General features: G+C 72.1%; 20 protein-coding genes. 12 read left to right on the forward strand and 8 right to left on the reverse strand.

Annotation, left to right across the window (positions count from 1 at the left end; all coding sequences use genetic code 11):
- Window positions 1-82: 82 nt before the first annotated feature.
- The gene (locus tag CP975_RS29705) at window positions 83-838 is read right to left on the reverse strand and encodes a hypothetical protein (protein WP_199783090.1); all 756 of its coding nucleotides are present in this window, start codon (window positions 836-838) and stop codon (window positions 83-85) included.
- A gap of 104 nt (window positions 839-942) precedes the next feature.
- On the opposite strand from CP975_RS29705, the gene ggt reads away from it, so the two are divergent.
- Window positions 943-2784 (forward strand): gamma-glutamyltransferase, encoded by a 1842-nt coding sequence (gene ggt, locus CP975_RS29710; protein ID WP_055532743.1) that lies wholly within the window; start codon window positions 943-945, stop codon window positions 2782-2784.
- Between the two features lie 280 nt (window positions 2785-3064).
- On the opposite strand, the gene map is transcribed toward ggt, so the two are convergent.
- Entirely contained in the window at window positions 3065-3832 is a 768-nt protein-coding gene (map, locus tag CP975_RS29715; protein ID WP_055532759.1) for a type I methionyl aminopeptidase, read from the reverse strand.
- A gap of 46 nt (window positions 3833-3878) precedes the next feature.
- Between map and CP975_RS29720 the strand changes: the two genes are divergently transcribed.
- From CP975_RS29720 to hydA, 7 genes are all read left to right on the forward strand, one after another.
- Window positions 3879-4133 (forward strand): helix-turn-helix domain-containing protein, encoded by a 255-nt coding sequence (locus CP975_RS29720; RefSeq protein ID WP_055532745.1) that lies wholly within the window; start codon window positions 3879-3881, stop codon window positions 4131-4133.
- Window positions 4134-4399: 266 nt separating this feature from the next.
- Complete coding sequence (locus CP975_RS29725; protein ID WP_167532752.1) at window positions 4400-5485, forward strand: PP2C family protein-serine/threonine phosphatase; 1086 nt, start codon at window positions 4400-4402, stop codon at window positions 5483-5485.
- A gap of 48 nt (window positions 5486-5533) precedes the next feature.
- Complete coding sequence (locus CP975_RS29730; RefSeq protein ID WP_055532749.1) at window positions 5534-7729, forward strand: ATP-binding protein; 2196 nt, start codon at window positions 5534-5536, stop codon at window positions 7727-7729.
- A 120-nt stretch (window positions 7730-7849) separates the two neighbouring features.
- Window positions 7850-9442: a hypothetical protein gene (locus tag CP975_RS29735; RefSeq protein WP_425474290.1), complete on the forward strand. Its 1593-nt coding sequence runs from the start codon at window positions 7850-7852 to the stop codon at window positions 9440-9442.
- 195 nt (window positions 9443-9637) lie between these two features.
- The gene (locus CP975_RS29740; protein WP_055529058.1) at window positions 9638-10480 is read left to right on the forward strand and encodes a nitrilase-related carbon-nitrogen hydrolase; all 843 of its coding nucleotides are present in this window, start codon (window positions 9638-9640) and stop codon (window positions 10478-10480) included.
- Window positions 10477-11760 carry an aspartate aminotransferase family protein gene (locus CP975_RS29745; protein ID WP_055529048.1) on the forward strand — a complete coding sequence of 428 codons (1284 nt, stop codon included), beginning with the start codon at window positions 10477-10479 and terminating at the stop codon, window positions 11758-11760. Before CP975_RS29740 ends, CP975_RS29745 begins: the two co-directional genes overlap by 4 nt.
- An 84-nt stretch (window positions 11761-11844) precedes the next feature.
- On the forward strand, window positions 11845-13248 hold the full coding sequence (hydA, locus tag CP975_RS29750) for a dihydropyrimidinase (RefSeq protein WP_055529046.1): 1404 nt from the start codon (window positions 11845-11847) through the stop codon (window positions 13246-13248).
- 21 nt (window positions 13249-13269) lie between these two features.
- Here the strand turns inward: hydA and CP975_RS29755 are convergent, their stop codons facing one another.
- The gene (locus CP975_RS29755) at window positions 13270-13815 is read right to left on the reverse strand and encodes a GNAT family N-acetyltransferase (RefSeq protein ID WP_055529045.1); all 546 of its coding nucleotides are present in this window, start codon (window positions 13813-13815) and stop codon (window positions 13270-13272) included.
- Window positions 13816-13863: 48 nt separating this feature from the next.
- On the opposite strand from CP975_RS29755, the gene CP975_RS29760 reads away from it, so the two are divergent.
- Entirely contained in the window at window positions 13864-14460 is a 597-nt protein-coding gene (locus CP975_RS29760; protein ID WP_150477555.1) for a TetR/AcrR family transcriptional regulator, read from the forward strand.
- A 103-nt stretch (window positions 14461-14563) separates the two neighbouring features.
- On the forward strand, window positions 14564-15562 hold the full coding sequence (locus tag CP975_RS29765) for a TIGR03842 family LLM class F420-dependent oxidoreductase (protein ID WP_055529042.1): 999 nt from the start codon (window positions 14564-14566) through the stop codon (window positions 15560-15562).
- Here the strand turns inward: CP975_RS29765 and CP975_RS29770 are convergent.
- From CP975_RS29770 to CP975_RS29785, 4 genes are read right to left on the reverse strand one after another with little or no spacing between them, the layout of a single operon-like run.
- On the reverse strand, window positions 15555-16280 hold the full coding sequence (locus CP975_RS29770) for an alpha/beta fold hydrolase (RefSeq protein WP_055529041.1): 726 nt from the start codon (window positions 16278-16280) through the stop codon (window positions 15555-15557). The genes CP975_RS29765 and CP975_RS29770 overlap by 8 nt on opposite strands.
- A gap of 27 nt (window positions 16281-16307) precedes the next feature.
- A complete protein-coding gene (locus CP975_RS29775; RefSeq protein ID WP_070321179.1) occupies window positions 16308-17219 on the reverse strand; it encodes a helix-turn-helix domain-containing protein in 912 nt (303 codons plus the stop codon).
- Window positions 17220-17229: 10 nt separating this feature from the next.
- On the reverse strand, window positions 17230-17811 hold the full coding sequence (locus CP975_RS29780; protein WP_055529040.1) for a DUF2867 domain-containing protein: 582 nt from the start codon (window positions 17809-17811) through the stop codon (window positions 17230-17232).
- Entirely contained in the window at window positions 17808-18443 is a 636-nt protein-coding gene (locus CP975_RS29785) for a TetR/AcrR family transcriptional regulator (protein ID WP_246201679.1), read from the reverse strand. Before CP975_RS29785 ends, CP975_RS29780 begins: the two co-directional genes overlap by 4 nt.
- 138 nt (window positions 18444-18581) lie before the next feature.
- On the opposite strand from CP975_RS29785, the gene CP975_RS29790 reads away from it, so the two are divergent.
- A complete protein-coding gene (locus tag CP975_RS29790; protein ID WP_150477556.1) occupies window positions 18582-19325 on the forward strand; it encodes a DUF4232 domain-containing protein in 744 nt (247 codons plus the stop codon).
- Between the two features lie 13 nt (window positions 19326-19338).
- Here the strand turns inward: CP975_RS29790 and lplAB are convergent, their stop codons facing one another.
- Complete coding sequence (lplAB, locus tag CP975_RS29795) at window positions 19339-20403, reverse strand: lipoate-protein ligase LplAB (protein ID WP_055529037.1); 1065 nt, start codon at window positions 20401-20403, stop codon at window positions 19339-19341.
- Window positions 20404-20552: 149 nt separating this feature from the next.
- Between lplAB and CP975_RS29800 the strand changes: the two genes are divergently transcribed.
- Window positions 20553-22112 carry an SDR family oxidoreductase gene (locus tag CP975_RS29800; protein ID WP_055529035.1) on the forward strand — a complete coding sequence of 520 codons (1560 nt, stop codon included), beginning with the start codon at window positions 20553-20555 and terminating at the stop codon, window positions 22110-22112.
- Window positions 22113-22116 lie beyond the last annotated feature (4 nt).

Consider the following 22116-nt stretch of genomic DNA (forward strand, 5'->3'; position numbering starts at 1 on the left):
CCGTACGGGTTGTCTGATGTCCGGAATTGACTGCTAGGTCACAGATGGGGGCGGGTGGAGTCGGCGCACCGTGACGGTACTGTCACTTGGCGCGATGGGAGGTGCGGCCCGTCGGCGTGGGGAGCGGCGTCTGGGCGGCGCGCGTGACGTCCGCGACCAGCTCGACGACGTCAGGACCGTACGCCTGCGAATTGACGATCTTCAGCAGCAGGACGAACGAGTTGTTGCCATGTTTGCGCGCGAGCTTCTCGTGGTGGCGGGCGAGATAGCGGGTGGCCGCCTGGCTGGTGACCGCCCGCTGGCCGCAGAAGAGGAAGACGGGCCGCGCGTCCCGGTCCTGGTCGGCGGTGAGCCGCGCGAGGATCACGTACTCGGTCAGCCCCGCCTCCAGGCGGTAGCGCTCGGCGCCGATCTGGAACGCGCCCCGGTCGGGGACCGGCTCGGGCTCGGTGTTCACCCGCACGCCCGGGAGCAGCGAGTGCATGTGCGCCGCCATCCGGCGATGCGCCACCGGATTGCCCACGCAGAACTCGGTGCGTTCGCCGAAGCTCTGCTGGGCCGCGTCGTGCGCGACCACCTGGGTGTGCGCCCCGCAGTCCTTGATGACCGCGGCGAGTTCCAGGAGGGCGGACACGTCGTGGCGCACCACCATCAGCTCGCCGCCGCCCGCGTCGCGGTTGACGACGAGCAGCGACTCGGAGTTGTCGGGCAGCCCGAAGAAGGCCTGCTTGCGGCGGAGCCTGCGCTTCCACAGATAGCTGCGGGCGAGCCAGCCAAGGACGGCACCTGCGCCGACCGCGATCAGGCCGAGGACGATATCGCGCACGTCTTCAGTCATGGGGGCGCATGCTAGCGGCCTTTCGGAGCAGTGTTCGAGGCGGTCCTTACGCGAACCCGGATGCGAAGTTACGCTGCGCGGACGGCTGTTGACTGGAGGTACGAATGCGTCGTGCTGTCGTACGTAATCTGACGCTATGGGCGGTCGGAGGGGTATTGGTGTCGGTCGGTGCCGCCGCGCCCCCTTCGCCTACGCGCTCGGCGGAACGGGCCACGACGCCCACGGGGGCGGAACGGGCCGCGGCCACCACGGAAAAGGTTCCGGTCGCCGTCGGGCACGGCGGGGCGGTCGCCAGCGTCGACCCGGACGCCTCGGCCGCCGGCATCGAGGTCCTGCGCAAGGGCGGCAACGCCGTGGACGCGGCGGTCGCCACCGCCGCGGCGCTCGGCGTCACCGAGCCGTACTCGGCGGGCGTCGGCGGTGGCGGGTACTTCGTCCACTACGACGCCAGGACGCACCAGGTCAGCACCATCGACGGCCGCGAGACCGCCCCGCGCACCGCCGACTCCGGTCTCTTCCTGGAGAACGGCAAGCCGATCCCCTTCGCGGAGGCGGTCACCAGCGGCCTGGGCGTCGGCACGCCGGGCACGCCCGCCACCTGGCAGTCGGCGCTCGACGCCTGGGGCAGCAAACGCCTCGGCACGCTCCTGAAGCCCGCCGAGCACCTGGCGCGCGACGGCTTCACGGTCGACGCGACCTTCCGCTCCCAGACCGAGTCGAACGAGAAGCGGTTCAGGGACTTCCCCGCCTCGGCGAAGCTGTTCCTGCCCGGCGGAAAGCTCCCGGTGGTCGGCTCCACGTTCAAGAACCCCGATCTGGCTCGTACGTACGAGGAGTTGGGCCGCAAGGGCGTGGGCGCGCTGTACCACGGACAGCTCGCCAAGGACTTCGTACGTACCGTGAACAAGCCGCCCGTCGACCCGGCGTCCGGCCGCGTGGCCAGGCCCGGCGACCTCTCCCTGCGGGACCTCGCGTCGTACGGCGTGAAGCGGCAGAAGCCCACGAAGACCAGGTACCGCGGGTTGGACGTCTACTCCATGGCGCCCTCGTCGTCCGGCGGCACCAGCGTCGGCGAGGCGCTCAACATCCTGGAGCGCACCGACCTGTCCAAGGCCTCCAAGACGAAGTACCTGCACCGTTTCATCGAGGCAAGCCGCATCGCGTTCGCCGACCGGGGCCGCTGGGTGGGCGACCCCGCCTTCGAGGACGTACCGGCGAAGGAACTCCTCTCGCAGCGGTTCGCGGACAGCCGGGAGTGCCTGATCAAGGACGACGCGGTGCTCAAGAGCCCGCTCGCGCCGGGCGACCCGCGCCGTCCCACGGCGTGCGGGACGCGGGGAAAGGCGGCCCCCACGACGTACGAGGGTGAGAACACCACGCACCTCACCACCGCGGACAAGTGGGGCAACGTCGTCGCCTACACCCTCACGATCGAGTCGACGGGCGGCAGCGGCATCACCGTGCCGGGCCGCGGCTTCCTGCTGAACAACGAACTGACGGACTTCTCCTTCGCGCCCGCCAGTCCCGCGGTGCACGACCCGAACCTGCCGGGGCCCGGCAAGCGGCCGCGCTCCTCGATCGCTCCGACGATCGTGCTCAAGCACGGCAAGCCGGTGGTGGCGCTCGGTTCGCCGGGCGGCGCGACCATCATCACGACCGTGCTCCAGACCCTGACGGGCTTCGTCGACCGGGGCCTGCCCCTGGTCGACGCGATCGCCGCGCCGCGCGCGAGCCAGCGCAACGCGGCGCAGACCGAGCTGGAACCGGGCCTGTGGGACAGCAGGACGAAGGCCTCCCTGGAGTCAATCGGACACTCCTTCAAGCGGAACCCGGAGATCGGGGCGGCGACGGGTGTGCAGCGCCTGCCGGGCGGGAAGTGGCTCGCGGCGGCGGAGAAGGAGCGCAGGGGCGGCGGCTCGGCGATGGTGGTGCACCCCACCGACTGAGCTGCCGCGCTCAGGGGGCCTCGCCCGCCGGTGAGGCCCCCTGCCGCGCGTGTCACTGCGAGGCGTGTGAGGCCGCGCAGATACGGCAGGGCGGGCAGTGCCTCGCGTCATCAGCTCGACCAGGAACGGGATCGCCGGGACCGCGGTTGCCGGCAACTCCCAGCGGGGGCGCCCCCGCTGATGGAGCCTCAGGCGCTCCCCGAACTGTCCGTCGTCGATGATCTCTGGTGTCACCGCCGCATCGTACGGATGATCGACGCGGGGGAGTGTCCCCGAGGTGTCACAGGGCCGTGAGGATTCTGGGGCCCTCCTCCGTGATCGCGACGGTGTGCTCGGCGTGGGCCGCGCGGCTTCCGTCGTTCGTACGCAGGGTCCAGCCGTCCTGCGCCTGGTGGTAGCCGTCGCCGCCGCCCGCGATCACCATCGGCTCGATGGCGAGGGCCATGCCGGGGCGCAGCGGCATGCCGCGGCCGGGACGGCCCTCGTTCGGTACGCCCGGGTCCTCGTGCATGCGCCGTCCGATGCCGTGCCCGCCGAAGCCCTCGGGGATGCCGTACCCCGCCTCGCGGCAGACGGTGCCGATGGCATGCGCGATGTCGCCGATGCGGTTGCCGACGACCGCCGCCGCGATGCCCGCCTCCAGGGCGCGCTCCGCCGTCTCGATCAGGCGTACGTCCTCCGGGCGCGGGGTCCCCACCGTGAAGCTGATCGCCGAGTCGCCGACCCAGCCGTCCAGTTCGGCGCCGAAGTCGACGGAGACGAGGTCGCCGTCGCGCAGGCGGTACGCGTCCGGGACGCCGTGCACGATCGCGTCGTTGACCGAGACGCACAGGACCGCGGGGAAGGGGACGGGGGCGAAGCGCGGGTGATAGCCGAGGAAGGGCGAGGAGGCGCCGGCCTCGCGGAGCACGGCGTGCGCGGCGGCGTCGAGGTCGAGCAGCGAGACTCCGACCCCCGCGGTCTCGCGGGCCGCGGTCAGTGCCTGTGCCACGACGCGCCCCGCTTCGCGCATCGCGTCGATCGATTGTTCCGTCTTGAGTTCCACCATGCCCATTACTATACCGGTATTTAAATGGGGGCCGTACGATGGCGGCATGGTTCGCACTCCCTTGACCCCAGAAGAGCGTGAGCGTGGTGAGCGGCTCGGGCGGCTGCTGCGGGACGCGCGAGGGCCGCGGAGCATGGTCTCGGTGGCGGCGGAGGCCGGGCTCTCCGCGGAGACGCTCCGGAAGATCGAGACGGGGCGGGCGCCGACGCCCGCGCTGTTCACTGTGGCGGCGTTGGCCTCTGTGCTGGGGCTTTCGCTGGATGAGATCGTTCTGCGGTGCGAGTTGGCCGCGGCCGCTTGAGCGGGTTTTCCGGGGCGGGGTGACTCCGGTGCGGGATGTCCCCCCGCCCGTCTCGCCGCATCGAGCTGCCAGGGTAGCGACGTCTTTCTGTCTCGTTCCTGTCTCGTTCCTGTCTCGGTCTGTCATTTCGTGGCATCTGCGGCCAACGCCTGCGGCCATGGGGGTGACGGGGGCTACTCTCCCGCTCACAGCGCGTGAGGGGGGCGAGGGGGTCGGAAGCTATCGCGGCTCGACGGAAAGGGCGTCAGGGGCAGTGGGCTCCGCAGGTGCGGGTGTTTCTCGTCGGCGGAGCCCTGACGGCCGGCGGAGTCCTGACGGCTCACCTCACCGTCACGGAGTGGCGGCTGACGCCCGGTCTGTTGCTCATCGGCCCCGTCCTGATCAGTGCCCGCAAGGGGCCGAAGGCCACCGCGGGCGCCGTGGTCTGGTCCGTCGCGATCTCCGTCACGTGGCCTCTCGCACTGTCCGTCGTCGACCGGCACAGCGGCGAACTCTCCCCGGCCGCCGTGGTCTTCGAATGCCTCGTCCTGGTCATCGGCGGAGGCGCGGCCGTCCACGGCGCGCGCCGTCGCGTCGCGCGGGAAGCCGAGCTGGTCCGTGTCGCACAGCGCTCGCGGGACGCCGTGCTGCGCCCCCTGGCGGCGGAGGTCGGCGGGGTCGGCTTCTCCTCCCTGTACCGCTCCGTCTCGGAGTTCGGCCTCGGCGGTGATCTGTACGACCTGGCCCGCACTCCTTACGGGCCACGCGTGCTGATCGGGGACGTACGAGGCCACGGGCCGGAGGCCGCCGTGCTGGGCGCGGCCACCGTGGGCGCGTTCCGCGAGGGCGCCTGCGCCACGCCCGCACTGGTGGACCTGGCCGCCGGTCTCGACACCCGGATCAGCGGGGATCTCGGACCGGAGGACTTCGTCACCGTGCTGCTCGCCGAGTTCGTGCCCGGCGAGGTGAGGCTGGTGAACTGCGGGCACCCGGCCCCGCTGCGCATCGGCCTGCGAGCCGAACCGCTCGCCCCGAGCCGGCCATCGGCTCCGCTGGGGCTCGGCCCCCGCCCCCAATTGCAGCGGGCCCGGCTGGGAGTCGGCGAACGGCTGCTGCTCTACACCGACGGCCTGAGCGAGGCACGCGACGCACAAGGGACGATGCTGCCCCTGGACGACCGGGTCAGGGAGGCCGCGTGCCTGCCCCTTCTTCCGGAGTGCCTCGACGCCCTGCTCTCCCTGGCGACCGCGCACGCCGGCGGCTCGCTCCAGGACGACCTCGCCCTGATCATGTGTGAACCCCGCCGCGCCACGTCCATGGGTGAGGGGGGCGGCACCCACGATCCCCCTGCCGTCCGGGACCGATGCCTGTGACCGCTGTCCGTGAGCGGCTCACCTCCCCGTGGCCGGAAAGGCACATCGATGGAGCCTACTGAGCGGCGGCCGGGAAACCTGCCGCCGGAGACCACCAGCATGGTCGGCCGCGGCCTCGAACTACGGCAGCTGGAACGGCTGTGCGGCCGCTCCCGGCTGGTCACGGTGACCGGGGTGGGCGGTGTGGGCAAGAGCCGACTCGCCCGGCGGGCGGCCGCCGGGCTGCGGCCCCGGTTCGCGGACGGGGTGTGGTGGGTGGAGCTGACCGGTCTGAGCGAGGGCACACTGCTGGCCCACTCGATCGCGGAGACGCTGCCACTGTCCGATCAGTCCACCCGGCCGATGCTCGACGTGGTGGCCGACTATCTGGCCGACCGGGAACTGCTGCTGGTGCTCGACACCTGCGAGCACCTGACCGACGCGTGCGCGATGGCCGCCGAGGCCCTGCTGCGGGCCGCTCCGAAACTACAGATCATGGCCACCAGCCGCCGCCGCCTCGGCCTCATGGCGGAGGAGGTGCTCATCCTGGAGCCGCTGAGGGTGCCGCGGGACCAGGAGGACATGGACGACTCGGAGGCCGTGACGCTGCTGGTCGAACGGGCCGCCGAGACGGTACCCGGCTTCACCGTGGACGCCGCCGACGCGACAGCTGTCGTACGCCTGTCCCAGCTCCTCGAAGGGCTGCCCCTGGCCATCGAACTCGCCGCCGCCCGACTGGGCCGGATGCCCGTCGACGAGCTGGTGAAGCGGCTGCCGGACCGCTTCGGTCTTCTACAGGACAGCGACGGGGCGCCGGAGGAGGCCACCGACGGGGCGCCGGACTGCGGCCCTTCCCCGGCCTCCCGGTCGCGCCCCGGCAGGCAGGTGCCGCCCTGGCATCGGGCGCTGCGCACCACGATCGGCTGGAGCCATGAGCTGTGTACGCCGGCCGAACGGCTGCTGTGGGCACGGCTCTCGGTCTTCGCCGGGTCCTTCGACACCGAGGCGGCCGTGGCGGTCTGCGCCGACGAGCACTTGCCCGAGGAGGACATCCCCGGGCTGCTCGGCGTGCTCGTGGACACCTCCATCGCCAACTGGCTTCCGACGCCGGAGGGTTCGGACCGGTTCCGGATGCTGGACACGGTACGGGAGTACGGCGCGCACTGGCTGCGCGAACTGGGCGAGGAGGAGCCTCTGCGCCACCGGCACCTGGCCCACTACCGCGCGTTCGCCCGGCAGGCGGACTCCGAGTGGCTCGGCCCGGAGCAGCTCACCTGGTACACGCGTACGGCCGCGGAGTACAGCAACCTGCGCGCCGCCCTCGACCTGAGCCTCCTGCGGCCGGAAGGGCACGCCGCGCTGGAGCTGGCCGGGAACCTCTGGTTCTTCTGGCACGCCTGCGGGTTCCCGAGGGAGGGCCAGTACTACCTGGCACAGGCCCTCGCCGCGGACCGCGCGCCGAGTCCGGAGCGCGGCAAGGCGCTGTGGGCCGAGGGCATGGTGTTCGCCACGCTGGGAGATCCGGAGGCGGTCGGGGCGCGGGCCACCGAGATCGCTTCGACGGCCGTCCGGTTCGGCTGCGCCGCGACGGCCGACCGTGCCGACACCCTGTCCTCGGTCGCGGCGGTGATGCTCGGCGACCACGCACGCGCCGCCACCTTCTCCCAGGCGGTCCTGGACCGGCACCGGTGCAGCCCTATGGCGCAACCCGCGCACTCAGCCGGATTCGTACGCAGCATGGTGTACATCAAGGAGGGTCGCATCGACGAGGCCGTCGCCGTACTGGACCACGTCCGGGCCGACTGCGACCGGCACGGCGAGCAGTGGTCGCGCGCCTTCGCCGACTACATGTGCGCGCGCGCCGAGCTGGCCCGCGGCCGGGTGGCGGCCGCGTTCGACCACGGGCAGGCTTCATGGCTCACCAAGCGCCGCCTCGACGACTCGCTCGGGATGGCCGTCGCCCTGGACGTCCTCGCCGCCGCCGCGTCCGCGGCCGGGGATGCCCGGCGGACCGCCCATCTGCTCGGCCTCGCCCAGCAGGTGTGGGACACCCTCGGCACGCCGCAGATCGGCGTCTCGGAGTGGATCGCCACTCGACGGACCTGCGAGGAGCAGGCCCGGCGGGCTCTGGGGGACGACGTCTACGCCACCGTCTTCCAGAACGGCCACCGCACACCTCAGGACGCCCCTGACCCACTGACCCCCGAAGCGGCGCCTTTACGCGCCGGACAACCGGGCGACCCCCCGCCGGAAGACCGGGTGTAGTCGTCCCGTAACACGTCTGGTGTTATCTTCCGGATCGGAAGACTCCAGTCTCCACGGGGCGGTGCTGGTCAGATGGCAGTGGGACAACTCCCGGATCAGGTAGGGGAGTTCGCGAGGTACTTGCGGAACTTGCTGGGGCGGCTCGACCAGTCGGCCGGCTGGTGCGGGGTGTTCTGGCAACGTGATCCCGACGGCATGCGCGCCTGCCTGGACGGCGCGGAGGTCCCGCCCTGGGACGTGGTGCAGGCCCTGCTCCACGACCTCGCGGCGGACCGCGGCATCCCGGAGGCCGAGCGCGAGACGGGCAGGGCCCGCACCCTGCACCGCGCCTCGCTCACGGCCTACGACGCCCGGCCCGGCGCCCGCGAGCTCCTGAGCGACCGGCTCGACATGATGCTCGGGGAGCAGCGGATCGCCCTGGAGCGGCAGGCGGAACTGGGGCGGCGGCTGAGCGAGGCGGTCACGCCCGACGAGGCCGACCGCATCAACCTCGATCTGGCCTGGGTCAGGGACGACCATGAGCGGGCGACCGCCCGGTGCGTGGAGCTGCGGGAACGGATGGCCCGCCTGGACGCGGCGGAACGCCCCCTCTGGGTGGACCACGTCCCCCACCCCCGCGCCCCGGACCAGCCCTCCGACCACCATCCCCACGTCCCAAACCAGCCCTCCGAGCACCACCTCGACGTCCCGGAGCGGCCCTGGGAGCAGGACCCCGCCGTCGCGGACGGCGACTCCGCGCAGGGCGATCCCGCGTACTACGACCCGGCGCGCCCCGCCGTCGCGGACGGCGACCCCACGCAATACGACCCCACGCAATACGACCCCGAGCACGGCGATCCCGCGTACTACGACCCCGCGCACCCCGCCGTCACGCACCGCGACCCCACGCACCCCGCCCCCGCAGCCCCCACCCCCGAACAGCCCCCAACCCCCGACCCCGACCCCGACCCCGCCCCCGACAAACCCGAACGCCCCCGACGCCGCTCCCGAGGGGCCCGAAACGCTCGTGGTGCCCGTTTCGCAGGGCTGGCGGATGTGGAGCCCGAGGGGCCCCCGGCCGTCGCCCCCGAGGCCGACCAGACCGGTCCCACCCCGCGCGGCGCCCGCTACCACCCCGTGCAGGCCGGCCCGGATCCCCGCCCCAACGAACCCGGCGACGCCACCCGCACGCCGAACGGGGACTCGCCGCACGTTCCTCACCTCACCGAAACCGTCCAGGCCCTCCTACAGCTCCGGGGCGAGGCCCGTACGGGCGAGGCGCACGCCGTGCTCGTGGAGGCCGCGGGCTGGCCCGCCGCCCATCTGCCGCCGCTCGCCGTGGAACTTCACCGCGCCGGTCTCGCAGCCGACTGGGCGACGCTCCTCTGGGAGGCCGCCTCGCTGCCGCCCGAGCAGCTGGTCGCCCTGGCGGACGCCCTCGCGGGCGCGGGCCGCGCCGACGACTGCCGGAAGCTGCTGCGGCAGGGCGTCGCCCGGCCCGCCCCCGAGATCGCCGAGGCCCTCCTCGCGCTGATCGACGCGGGCCGCGAACGGGAAGCCCGCGCGCTGCTCGACTCGTATCTCCGCGTCCGCACGCCCGAGGACGCGGCCCGCTGCGCCCACACCGACCCCCACCGCCTCATCCCGCTGCTCCTGGAGACGGCGCGGGCGGTCTCCGAGGAACACCACTGGGACCTCGTGCACGCCCTGCGCGTGGCGGGGTTCAACACCTGACCCCGCGACCGCCCCGGCCCGCCTCGCCCGCTCGGGTGCGAAACATGATCGACTCCGCCGGTTGAGGACGATGGTCTTGCTCGCCCCGTCGGGCGGGGCTTACGTTCTTCTCTCTACGCTGCGAATCTACGGGCGTAGAGGCTCTCTGATGTCCCCTCAAGGACAGTCCTCCCCAGGGCAGTGAAGGAGCAGCTCATGGTCAACGTCGTACGCGCCGCACTGGTCCAGGCGACCTGGACCGGCGACACCGAATCCATGATCGCCAAGCATGAGGAGCACGCCCGCGAGGCGGCCCGGCAGGGCGCGAAGGTCATCGGGTTCCAAGAGGTCTTCAACGCTCCCTACTTCTGCCAGGTCCAGGAAGCCGAGCACTACCGCTGGGCCGAGCCCGTGCCGGAGGGCCCCACCGTCACGCGCATGCGGGAACTCGCCCGCGAGACCGGCATGGTGATCGTCGTCCCGGTCTTCGAGGTCGAGCAGTCCGGGTTCTACTACAACACCGCGGCCGTGATCGACGCCGACGGCAGCTACCTCGGCAAGTACCGCAAGCACCACATCCCCCAGGTCAAGGGATTCTGGGAGAAGTACTACTTCAAGCCGGGCAACCTCGGCTGGCCCGTCTTCGACACCGCCGTCGGCAAGGTCGGCGTCTACATCTGCTACGACCGGCACTTCCCCGAGGGCTGGCGCCAACTCGGCCTGAACGGCGCCCAGATCGTCTACAACCCCTCCGCCACCCACCGCGGCCTCTCCTCGTACCTCTGGCAGCTGGAACAGCCCGCGGCGGCCGTCGCGAACGAGTACTTCATCGCCGCCATCAACCGTGTGGGCCAGGAGGAGTACGGCGACAACGACTTCTACGGAACGTCGTACTTCGTAGACCCGCGCGGCCAGTTCGTCGGGGAGCCCGCGAGCGACAAGGCCGAAGAACTCCTCGTGCGGGACCTCGACCTAGGTCTCATCGAGGAAGTACGTCAGCAGTGGGCGTTCTACCGCGACCGACGCCCCGACGCCTACGAAGGGCTGGTGCAGCCGTGACCGAACTGTTCGACCGCCACAAAGCGGTGCTGCCCGAGTGGCTCGCGCTCTACTACCAGCGGCCCCTCGAACTCACCCACGGAGAAGGCCGGCACGTCTGGGACGCCGAAGGGAAGAAGTACCTCGACTTCTTCGGCGGCATCCTCACCACCATGACCGCGCACGCCCTGCCCGAGGTCACCAAGGCGGTGAGCGAGCAGGCCGGGCGGATCATCCACTCCTCGACGCTCTATCTGAACCGCCCGATGGTCGAACTCGCCGAGCGGATCGCGGCGTTGTCCGGCATCCCCGACGCCCGCGTCTTCTTCACCACCTCCGGCACCGAGGCCAACGACGCGGCGCTGCTGCTCGCCACCGCCCACCGCCGCTCCAACCAGATCCTGGCGATGCGCAACGGCTATCACGGCCGCTCCTTCACGACCGTCGGCATCACCGGCAACCAGTCGTGGTCGCCGACCAGCCTCTCGCCGCTCCAGACGCTGTACGTGCACGGGGGCGTCCGCGGCCGGGGCCCGTACGCCGAGCTGAGCGACGCCGAGTTCACCGCGGCGTGCGTCGCCGACCTGCGGGACATGCTCGGCCAGGCCCGCGGGGGAGTGGCGGCGCTCATCGCCGAGCCGATCCAGGGCGTCGGCGGCTTCACCTCGCCGCCCGACGGGCTGTACGCGGCGTTCCGCGAAGTGCTCGACGAGCACGGCATCCTGTGGATCGCCGACGAGGTGCAGACCGGCTGGGGCCGCACGGGCGAGCACTTCTGGGGCTGGCAGGCACACGCCGCGAGCGGCCCGCCGGACATGCTGACCTTCGCCAAGGGCATCGGCAACGGCATGTCGATCGGTGGCGTGGTCGCCCGCGCCGAGGTGATGAACTCCCTGGACGCCAACTCCATCTCGACGTTCGGCGGCTCCCCGGTCACCATGGCGGCGGGCCTCGCCAACCTCTCGTACCTCCTGGAGCACGACCTCCAGGGCAACGCCCGGCGCGTCGGGGGCCTGCTCATCGAGCGGCTGCGGGCCATCTGCGCCCAGCTGCCCGTCGTACGCGAAGTGCGCGGGCGCGGCCTGATGATCGGCATCGAACTGGTCGAGCCCGGCACGGACGAGCCGAACCAGCGTGCCGCCGCCGCGGTCCTCGAAGCGGCGCGCGAGGGCGGCCTGCTCATCGGCAAGGGAGGCGGCCACGACACCAGCGTCCTGCGCGTCGCCCCGCCGCTCTCGCTGACGGTCGCGGAGGCGGAGGAGGGCGCGGCCATCCTCGAACAGGCCCTGCGCGGCGTCTAGTTCACCTGGCCCACCGGGGGCGCCGCCGGCACGTACGTCACGTACCCCTGTCTCGTACCCTGCGCAGAAGAGGGAGTGCACTACATGAGTACCCGCACCCTGATCCGCGGCGGACTCGTCGTCACCGCCGCCGAGGAGACCCACGCCGACGTACTGATCGAGGACGGCCGCATCGCCGCGCTCGCCGCGAGCGGCAGCGCCGCGGCGGGGGCGTGGAGCGCCGAACGCGTCATCGACGCCACCGACAGGTACGTGATCCCGGGCGGCGTCGACGCCCATACGCACATGGAGTTCCCGTTCGGCGGCACCTTCTCCTCGGACACCTTCGAGACCGGGACCCGGGCGGCGGCCTGGGGCGGTACCACCACCATCGTCGACTTCGCGGTGCAGTCCAAGGGCAAGGCGCTGCGGGCGGGGCTGGACGCGTGGCACGCGAAGGCCGACGGGAACTGCGCGATCGACTACGCCTTCCACATGATCGTGTCGGATGTGAACGAGGCGACGCTCAAGCAGATGGACGGGCTCGTCGAGGAGGGCGTCAGCTCGTTCAAGCTGTTCATGGCGTATCCGGGGGTCTTCTACTCGGACGACGGGCAGATCCTCCGCGCGATGCAGCGGGCCGGCGGGAACGGCGGGCTGATCATGATGCACGCGGAGAACGGCATCGCGATCGACGTGCTCGTCGAGCAGGCGCTGGCCCGCGGCCGGACGGACCCCCGCTACCACGGCGAGGTGAGAAAGGCCCTGCTGGAGGCCGAGGCCACACACCGCGCGATCAAACTCGCGCAGGTGGCGGGAGCGCCGCTGTACGTGGTGCACGTGTCGGCGCGGGAGGCGGTGGCCGAGCTGACGCGGGCCAGGGACGAGGGCTTGCCGGTCTTCGGGGAGACCTGCCCGCAGTACCTGTTCCTGTCCACGGACAACCTCGCCGAGCCGGACTTCCAGGGGGCGAAGTACGTGTGCAGCACGCCGCTGCGTCCCCAGGAGCACCAGGCGGCACTCTGGCGCGGCCTGCGCACGAACGACCTGCAAGTGGTCTCGACGGACCACTGCCCGTTCTGCTTCTCCGGGCAGAAGGAACTCGGCCGCGGCGACTTCTCCAAGATCCCCAACGGGATGCCCGGTGTGGAGCACCGCATGGACCTCCTCCACCAGGCAGTCGTCGACGGGCACCTCTCGCGCCGCCGCTGGATCGAGATCGCCTGCGCGACACCGGCCCGCATGTTCGGCCTGTACCCGAAGAAGGGCACGATCGCGCCGGGCGCGGACGCCGACGTCGTGATCTACGACCCGCACGCGGAGCAGACGATCTCGGCGGCCACGCACCACATGAACGTCGACTACTCGGCGTACGAGGGAAAGCGCCTGACCGGCCGGGTGGAGACGGTCCTGTCACGCGGCGAACCGGTCATCACGCAAAGGGAGTTCACCGGCCGCGCCGGCCACGGCGCGTACACCGCGCGCGGCACCTGCCAGTACCTGGATTGACCGGGTGGGCGCCGCTGCCCGCTACCGCGCTCGCCATTCGGTGGCGAGGACCGCCCAGTTCTGCTTGTCGTAGCGGGTGCCCTCGTAGGGCCAGGCCTCGCGCTGCACCCCTTCGAGCGTCATGCCGAGCCGCTCGGCCACCGCCGCGCTGCGAGCGTTGTCGGCCCGGCAGCGCCACTCGGCGCGGTGGAGGCCCCGGGTGGTGAACGCCCAGTCAAGGAGCGTGCGGCAGGCCTCGGTGACCAGGCCGTCCCCCTCGGCCGCCGGCTCCAGCCAGCAGCCGGCCTCGCACGAGCCCGACGCGGCGTCGAAGGCCACGAACAGGACGCCGCCGACCAGCGTGCCGTCCCGCCAGATGCCGTAGAGGCGGGCGCCGTCCGCGGCCTGGCGCTCGGCGTACCGGCGCAGCGTGTCCCGGGCGCCGTCGACGTCGTCGGTGATGAACCTGCTCCCCACCCACGGCCGGATGTGCTCGCGCGCCCGGTCGAGATGGGCCGCGAACTCATCGGCGTGCCACACCTCCAGAGGGCGCAGGTGGGCGTTGTCCCGCAGCGGGAGGGAGAACATCAGGACCCCATTCACACAACAAGCGTTACGGTTATGTACCGTGGCAGCATGCCACGTACCAAGGGCGATCACGAAGCCCGTCGCCGTGATGTGTCCGAGGCGGTCTGGCGGGTCCTGGCCGCGCACGGCTTCGGCGGGCTGACGATGCGCGCCGTCGCCGCCGAACTCGGCGCCACCACCGGCCTGCTCACCCACTACTTCCGCACCAAGCGAGATCTGGTCGCCTACGCTCTCGACCTGCTGGAGCGGCGCACCGCCGCCCGCCCCAGACGCACCGCGGGCCCCGGCGTGTCCGCCGTGCGCGCCGCCCTGCTGGACATCCTGCCGCTGACGGATGAGGCCACCGACAGCAACCGCGTCTGGGTCTCCTCCTGGGACACCGCGCTCGCCGACCCCGAACTGGGCGCCGACCACGCCCGCAAGTACGCACGGAGCCGGGACAAGCTGCGCGACCTGATCGCGGAGGCCCAGCGGCTCGGCGAGCTGTCCCCGGGCGACCCCGCCCGCATCGCCGCCGGCGCACAGGCCTTCGTCCTCGGCCTCGTGGTGCAGGCCCTCCTCGACGCCCCGGCGTTCCCGCCGCACCGCCAGGTCGAACTCCTCGACGACCACCTGGCCGCACTCGTCCCCACGCCCGGCGGCTGACACGGCGAGGTCCTCTTGCCAAGGGCCGGGGGGAAGTCCACGATTGTCCCTCCTCGGATCACCTCCGAGGTGACAGCCGGCACGTGCACCAGGAGGCCCCGCTGTGGATTTCGGACTTGTGCTGCAAACGGACCCGCCCGCCTCGGCGGTCGTCGGACTCATGCGGCGCGCGGAGCGCAACGGCTTCCGCTACGGCTGGACGTTCGACTCCACGGTTTTGTGGCAGGAGCCGTTCGTCATCTACAGCCGCATCCTCGAACACACCACGCGGCTGACGGTGGGCCCCATGGTCACCAACCCGGGCACCAGGACCTGGGAGGTCACCGCCTCCACGTTCGCCACGCTCAACGACATGTACGGCAACCGCACGGTCTGCGGCATCGGGCGCGGGGACTCCGCGATGCGCGTCGCGGGCCGCAGGCCGAACACGCTGGCCCGGCTCGGCGAGGCGATCGACGTCATCCGCGACCTCGCCGAGGGGCGCGAGGCGGACGTCGACGGGCAGCGGCTGCGGCTGCCCTGGGTGCGGGAGGGGAAGCTGCCGGTGTGGATGGCGGCGTACGGCCCCAAGGCGCTCGCGCTCGCCGGGCAGCGGGCGGACGGGTTCATCCTCCAGCTCGCCGACCCCTATCTGACCGAGCACATGGTGAAGGCCGTGCGGGACGCGGCGGCCGCGGCGGGGCGTGACCCGGGCGACGTGAAGATCTGCGTCGCGGCGCCCGCGTACGTCGGCGACGACCTCGCGCACGCCCGTGAGCAGTGCCGGTGGTTCGGCGGGATGGTCGGCAACCACGTCGCCGACCTGGTCACCAGGTACGGCGAGGACTCCTCCGTGGTGCCGCGCTCCCTCACCGAGTACATCAAGGCGCGGGAGGGCTACGACTACAGCCACCACGGGCGGGCCGGGAACCCGGACACGGCCTTCGTGCCCGACGAGATCGTCGACCGGTTCTGCCTCCTCGGCCCCGTCGACTCCCACCTCGAACGGCTGCGGGAGCTGAGGGAGTTGGGGGTCGACCAGTTCGCCCTGTACGCGATGCACGACGCCCGGGAGGAAGTGATCGACGCGTACGGCACGTCGGTCATCCCGCAGCTCACCTGAGGGACGAGGTGAACGCGAGGAGCAGATCCGCCGTCCGCAGCGGGGATTCGAGCATCGGGGTGTGGCCGACGCCCGGGAGGAGTTCGAGCCGCAGCCCGGGGACTTCGCGGTAACGCTCGGCGGAGGAGGGCTGCCGGCGGCGGTCATGGGTCCCGACGATCACCATGAGTGGCACCGTCAACTGGGCCAGCCGTGCGGTCAGTTCACGCCTGTCGAGGTACGCGAGTGACTTGGTGTCCAGGGCCCGCCGGATCGCGGCGTCGTTCCGTACGCGCCACATCCACCGGCCGAGCACGGGTACCGTGACGAGGCGGGCGGGAAAGGGCTGCGGGAGATGGGCGTCGGGGCTCGGCCCGGTGTTGATGAGCGCCAACGCGCCCACCAGGTCGGGCCGTTGCTCGGCCAGGGCCGTGCCCACCAGGCCGCCCGTCGAGTGCCCGGCCACTGCGGCCCGGTCCACGCCGATACCGTCCAGGGCCCCGGCGACCCGGCGGGCCTGGGCCGGGATGTCGTCATCGCCCCGAGGCGGCCGCGCCGACCTGCCGTGCCCGGGAAGGTCGACGCGGAGCACGCGGTGGGCCCGCGCCAGCGCCGGGACCACGGGGTCCCACCAGGCCGTCGAGCCCGCGAGGCCGTGGATCAGGACCAGGGCGGGCGCGTCCGGCGGCCCGCTCGCGGTGACGTGCACCTCGGTGTTCTTCGTGTCGTGATTCCGCATGCCTCCACCGTCGTGGAGCCCGGTGGCTCACGTCTTGGAGAAATGTTCCCCTGCTGGGGCCCCTGGGGTTCCTGGGGTTCCCGGGGTGTCATGAGTGCCTGAGGTGCCCGGAGCGGTCGAAGTGCCCGGAGCGCTGAGGGCGCCCGGAGCGCGCAGAGCACGCGGCGTGATCCCGGCGAAGTCCCGTACGTCACGGTGCATATGGGACTGGTCGGCGTAGCCGCACACCGCGGCGACCTCGGCGGGGTCCCGGCCCGCCGACAGGCCGCGCGCGGCCCGGTCGAAGCGGACGAGCATCGCGGCGCGCTTGGGGGTCATCCCAATCTGGGTGCCGAACCGTGACCACAGCCGCTTGCGGCTCCAACCGCACGACTGCGCGAGGTCATTGACCCGCACGCGGCCCCGCCGGGCGACGATGTGCCGCCATACGGCCGCCACCTCGGGATCCACCGGCATGCCCGATCCGACCCGCTCGGCGAGGAACGCGCTCAGCAGAGTGAAGCGCCCCTCCCACCCCGACGCGGCCGCCAACTGCTCGCGCAGGCGCTGCTCCTGGCGCCCCCACAGGTCCGTCAGGTCGATCACACGGCCCTCGCGGTCGGTGGGGGAGAGGCCCAGAGTCGAGTACGCCGTGACGGGCGAGAGGCGGACCTCGACACAGTGGACGCGCCGCCCACGGATGCGGGTCGGGCCGGGCGACATACCGGCGGCGAGGCCGCCCAACATCTCACTCCCGTCGGCCTGTTCGACGCCAATAGAGTCGCCGCCGAACTCGAAGACCACCGTCACGGCCGGCTGGGGGAGCACCCACGAGTCGAGGCCCATGGCGTCCCGGTCGCGGAACCCGGCCATGTCCACGCCGTCGAACGGCGTGCCGCCGCGCGGGCGGGCGACTTCCCACCCGGGCAGCAAATCGGGGGTGAACGGATCCGGGCCCATGCGGTTCAGGCTACCGGGCGTGCGCCTGCCACTTCTGGTCGATCTCCCGCATCAGCTGCGGATACACGAGCAGGTGCCGGAACGGGGCGATCGCGGCCATGTAAGCCTTCCCGAAGAGCCCGTTGGGCTTCACCAGGACGGCCATCTGCCCCCGGTAGCCGCCCTTGCCGTCGGGCACCCAGCTCAGGTGCATCACCCCGTGGACGGTCCGGTTGCCCAGCTCCGAGGCCCATTCGTCGTCCCTCAGATAGACGGAGGTGAAGGGCAGGGAGTCGAACTCCGGTCCCGCCGGGCCCTCGCGCAGGTCCGCGGGGAGCCGGTCGCGCAGCGTCGGGACGCGCGATCCGACACCGGAGTCCGGGTCGTCCCAGCCGAAGAGCTTGCCGAGCTTCCAGCGGATCGCGAAGAGGGCGCGGGAGACGCGGGACGGGCTCTCCGACGTATCGCCCTTGACGGTGTCCTGGATCAGCAGTGGGAAGTCACCGGGCCCGCCCGGCGTCGGCAGCGCCCACACGTCGTACAGGCGGAAGTCGCGGGTGATCTCGTGTATCCGCCAGGGCCGTGACGTGTGCGCGCTGTTCGGGAGCTTCATGACGGTGCCTCCGTGTGGTCGGTCGTGCGCTCAGTGGGCGAGTACGAGCAGGGATCGATGCCGAGGACGCCCGCGACGGCGCGGACGGTGAGCAGCTCGTCGTGCGGTTCCTGGCCGGACAGGGCGATCGCCGTGCCGTCGAGCGCGCCGACGAAGGCCAGGGCGAGGGTGCGGACCGGTGGGCCTGGCGGGATCGCGCCCGCCTCCCGCGCCGCGCCGATGAGGCTTTCGCAGCGCGTGACGAGATTCTCGTAGGCCCGCTCGATCTCGTGCGCGACGGGGTGGTCCTGGCCGCTGAACTCCAGCCGGAGCGCGGTCGCCACCCGGGCGCCGTTGCGCCGGCAGTAGACGGCGTGGCCGCGCGCCAGGGTGAGCAGGGCCGCGACGGGGTGCCGCTCCCGCTCGATGAGGGGCCCGACCTCCTCCATCCAGGTCTCGCCGATCCACTGGATCACGGCCAGCGTCAGATCCTGCTTGTCCTTGAACTGGTGGTAGAGCGCGCCGCGGGTGTAGCCCGCCTCGCGCGCCACCTGTTCGAGTACGAGGTTTCCGTAGCCGTAGCGGGACAGGCCCCGCGTGGCCGACGCCAGAATCGCGCCGCGCGTACGGGCCCGTCGCTCGGCTTGAGTCACTCGCTCAGCACCTACATGCATGTATGTATGTTACTGCGGCAGTCCGCCGCCCGTAACCCGTTCACGCGGTGTACGGGGCCGCGGCGGGGTCCGGTATCGACTGAAATGGGTGGGCCTGGGTCGTGACATGATTCCTGAGTGACCGTCATACCGAGGCATGGGCAGGCCCCCGAGGGGAGACCGGGACCCGGGACGGGGTCCGGGGAGCGGCCGCGGCCCCTCGAGCAGGCCGCGGCCCTCTCAGTGGCCGCCCTGCTCCTCTCCGGATGCGGACTCTCCGCGGAGCTGGACCGTGAGGCGAACCCGGAGCGCGAGCCGACTCCCGGGGCGTCACGGCCCGAGCCGGCCGACCCGGCTCCGCCCTCCGACCCGGCCCGGCCCTCCGACCTCTCGCTCGGCCCCGACACTCCACCGGCCGCGGCCCCCAGCCCGCCGTCCTGCCCGGAGTCGGGCGTGAGCATGTCCCCGGGCATGGTGACGGCCGCGATGGGGCTGCGCGCGATGTCGGTGACGCTGACCAACTGCGGCAAGGGCGTCCGCGAACTCAACGGCTACCCCGACATCCGCGTCCGCGGCCTCGACCGGCAGCTCTTCGGCGTCACGGTGCTCAAGGGGACCGAGCCGGTCACCACCATGGACGACCCGGGCCCGAGCCGCGTCAAGCTGCGGCCGGGGCAGTCCGCGTACACCTCACTGGTGTGGCGGTACTCCGCCGTGGACGCGTCCACCAAGGCGGGCAGCGGCGTCTACGTGGAGATCGGTCCCGCCGAGGGCGCGGCGCGCCAGACCATCGAACCGGACGGCGGCCTCGACATCGGCGAGACCGGCATGCTCGGCACGACCGCCTGGCAGCGCAGCCCCGACGACGCGGGCGCCAGGTGAGCGCCGGGGACGGTCAGGGCACCCGGGCCGTCCACTCGGCCGTACCGAACTTGGTGCGTACGAGATCCTGGGCCCGGGCCAGTTCGGCGTCGGTGACCTCGCCCCGGGTGAGGCCGTAGCGGGAGCGGAAGGAGTCGATCATGCGGTCGATGACGGTCTCGCGCGGCAGACCGGTCTGGCGGCGCAACGGATCCACCCGCTTCTTGGCGCTCCTGGTGCCCTTGTCGGACAGCTTCTCCTTGCCGATGCGGAGCACTTCGAGCATCTTGTCGGCGTCGATGTCGTAGGACATCGTCACGTGGTGCAGGACGGCGCCCGGGCCGCCACCGGGCCCCACCACGCGCTTCTGCGCGGCGCCCGCGATCTTCCCCGCGTCCGTCGCGATGTCGTTGAGCGGCTGGTACCACGCCTTGATGCCCATGTCGGCGAGGGCGCCGAGCACCCAGTCGTCGAGATAGGCGTAGCTGTCCTGGAAAGAGAGCCCTTGCACGAGGGCGTCGGGCACGGAGAGCGAGTACGTGATGGTGTTGCCCGGCTCCACGAACATCGCGCCGCCGCCCGAGATGCGGCGTACGACATCGATCCCGTGCCGGGCCGCCCCCTCCGGATCGACCTCGTTGGCCAGCGACTGGAAGCTGCCGATGATCACCGATGGGGCGCCCCACTCCCACACCCGCAGCGTCGGCGGGCGGCGGCCCGCCGCGACCTCCTGCGTCAGTACCTCGTCCAGGGCCATGTGCAGGGCAGGCGGCTGCGGCCCCTCGTGCACGAGCTGCCAGTCGTAGTCGGTCCAGTCCGTCGCGTGCGCGAGGGCACGGCGCACGGCGATCCCGATGCCCTCCGACGTCAGGCCGTACATCACGGTGTCCTCGGGGAGCGCGGCGTCGATGCGGGCGGCGAGGCCCGCGGCGTCCGTGTCGGCGGGAGAGCCGTCCAGCGCGCCGTTGATCGCGTCGAGCGCCTCGTCCGGTTCGAGGAAGAAGTCGCCGGCCACGCGCGTGCGCCGCAGCTCGCCGCCCTCGACGTCCAGATCCACCACGACGAGCTTGCCGCCGGGGACCTTGTACTCACCGTGCACCGTGCTTCCTCCAAGCCCGCGGGGCGCGTCGCCCTCGTTCACGATTCCGAATCGTCCCCAACGCTAGCCGAGTGCCGGAATGTCCGGTCGGGCGGAAGATGGGGCAGAGAGACGGGGCAGAGAGTGAGAGCGAGCGGGTGGAGGAAGCGATGAGCGTTCAGGCCGGACAGGGCGCCGAGCCGGGCCCGTGTGTCCTGGTGACAGGGGCGACGGGCTATATCGGAGGCCGCCTCGTCCCCGAACTCCTCGACGCCGGATACCGCGTGCGCTGCCTCGCCCGCACGCCCGAGAAGCTGCGCGACCACCCCTGGGCGCCCCGCGCCGAGGTGGTACGGGGTGACGTCACCGACGCCGACTCGCTGGCCGGGGCGATGCGCGGCATCGACGTGGCGTACTACCTGGTACACGCCCTGGGCACCGGCTCACGCTTCGAGGAGACCGACCGCAAGGCCGCCCAGAACTTCGCGGAACAGGCCCGTGCGGCCGGGGTGCGCCGCATCGTCTACCTCGGCGGCCTCACCCCCTCGGACGTACCGCCCCGAGAACTCTCGCCCCACCTGCGCTCCAGGGCGGAGGTCGGCGAGATCTTCCTGCGCGCCGAGGTCCCGGCCACCGTGCTGCGCGCGGCCGTCATCATCGGCTCCGGCTCCGCCTCCTTCGAGATGCTCCGGTACCTCACCGAACGGCTGCCGGTCATGGTCACGCCCAGCTGGGTCGGCACGCGCGTGCAGCCCATCGCCGTACGTGACGTCCTGCGCTACCTCGTCGGCAGCGCACGCATGCCCTCCGACGTGAACCGCGCCTTCGACATCGGCGGCCCCGACGTCGTCACCTACGAACAGATGATGCGGCGGTACGCGACCGTCGCGTCGCTGCCGCACCGCCTCATCGTGCGCGTCCCCATGCTCAGCCCCGGGCTCTCCAGCCTCTGGATCGGCCTGGTGACCCCGGTGCCCCGGGCCCTGGCCCGGCCCCTCGCGGAGTCACTGCGGCACGAGGTGGTCTGCGACGAGCACGACATCGCGCGGTACGTACCCGACCCGCCCGGCACCCCGATCTCCTTCGACGACGCGCTGAAGCTCGCGCTGCGGCGGGTGAAGGAGGCGCAGGTCGTCACCCGCTGGTCGTCGGCCGCGCTGCCCGGCGCGCCGAGCGACCCGCTGCCCACCGACCCCGACTGGGCGGGTGGCAGTCTCTACACCGACCGGCGGCAGATCACCGTCGACGCCCCGCCGCAGGACCTCTGGCGGATCATCGAGGGCGTCGGCGGCGAGAACGGCTGGTACTCCTTCCCGCTGGCCTGGGCCGTGCGGGGCTGGCTGGACCGGGCGGTCGGCGGTGTGGGGCTGCGCCGCGGCCGCCGGGACGCCGCACGGCTGCGGGTCGGTGACTCGCTCGACTTCTGGCGGGTCGAGGAGATCCAGCAGGGCCGGCTGCTGCGGCTGCGGGCGGAGATGCGGCTGCCCGGCCTGGCCTGGCTGGAGATGCGCGCCGACCAGGACGCAGAGGGCCGCGCCCGCTACCGGCAGCGGGCGCTCTTCCACCCGCACGGGCTGCTCGGCCACGCCTACTGGTGGAGCGTCTCGCCGTTCCACGCCGTAGTGTTCGGCGGCATGGCCCGCAACATCGCCAAGGCGGCGTCGAGGGAGGCCGCCCTCACCGCCCCCGGCACCGGCTCCACGCCGCCGGTACCGGCCTCCCAGGAGTAGCGCC

The organism is Streptomyces alboniger, from assembly GCF_008704395.1.
In the GTDB taxonomy this organism is placed as follows: Bacteria; Actinomycetota; Actinomycetes; order Streptomycetales; family Streptomycetaceae; genus Streptomyces; species Streptomyces alboniger.

Bases quoted from the DNA above. Each gene is read 5' to 3' on its own strand.
- CP975_RS29780 (WP_055529040.1), bottom strand. From the start codon at position 17,811: ATGAAGCTCCCGAACAGCGCGCACACGTCACGGCCCTGGCGGATACAC.
- CP975_RS29755 (WP_055529045.1), bottom strand. From the start codon at position 13,815: ATGTTCTCCCTCCCGCTGCGGGACAACGCCCACCTGCGCCCTCTGGAG.
- CP975_RS29770 (WP_055529041.1), bottom strand. From the start codon at position 16,280: ATGCGGAATCACGACACGAAGAACACCGAGGTGCACGTCACCGCGAGC.
- CP975_RS29705 (WP_199783090.1), bottom strand. From the start codon at position 838: ATGACTGAAGACGTGCGCGATATCGTCCTCGGCCTGATCGCGGTCGGC.
- CP975_RS29760 (WP_150477555.1), top strand. From the start codon at position 13,864: ATGCCACGTACCAAGGGCGATCACGAAGCCCGTCGCCGTGATGTGTCC.
- hydA (WP_055529046.1), top strand. From the start codon at position 11,845: ATGAGTACCCGCACCCTGATCCGCGGCGGACTCGTCGTCACCGCCGCC.
- ggt (WP_055532743.1), top strand. From the start codon at position 943: ATGCGTCGTGCTGTCGTACGTAATCTGACGCTATGGGCGGTCGGAGGG.
- map (WP_055532759.1), bottom strand. From the start codon at position 3,832: ATGGTGGAACTCAAGACGGAACAATCGATCGACGCGATGCGCGAAGCG.
- CP975_RS29730 (WP_055532749.1), top strand. From the start codon at position 5,534: ATGGAGCCTACTGAGCGGCGGCCGGGAAACCTGCCGCCGGAGACCACC.
- CP975_RS29720 (WP_055532745.1), top strand. From the start codon at position 3,879: ATGGTTCGCACTCCCTTGACCCCAGAAGAGCGTGAGCGTGGTGAGCGG.
- CP975_RS29740 (WP_055529058.1), top strand. From the start codon at position 9,638: ATGGTCAACGTCGTACGCGCCGCACTGGTCCAGGCGACCTGGACCGGC.
- CP975_RS29775 (WP_070321179.1), bottom strand. From the start codon at position 17,219: ATGGGCCCGGATCCGTTCACCCCCGATTTGCTGCCCGGGTGGGAAGTC.
- CP975_RS29800 (WP_055529035.1), top strand. From the start codon at position 20,553: ATGAGCGTTCAGGCCGGACAGGGCGCCGAGCCGGGCCCGTGTGTCCTG.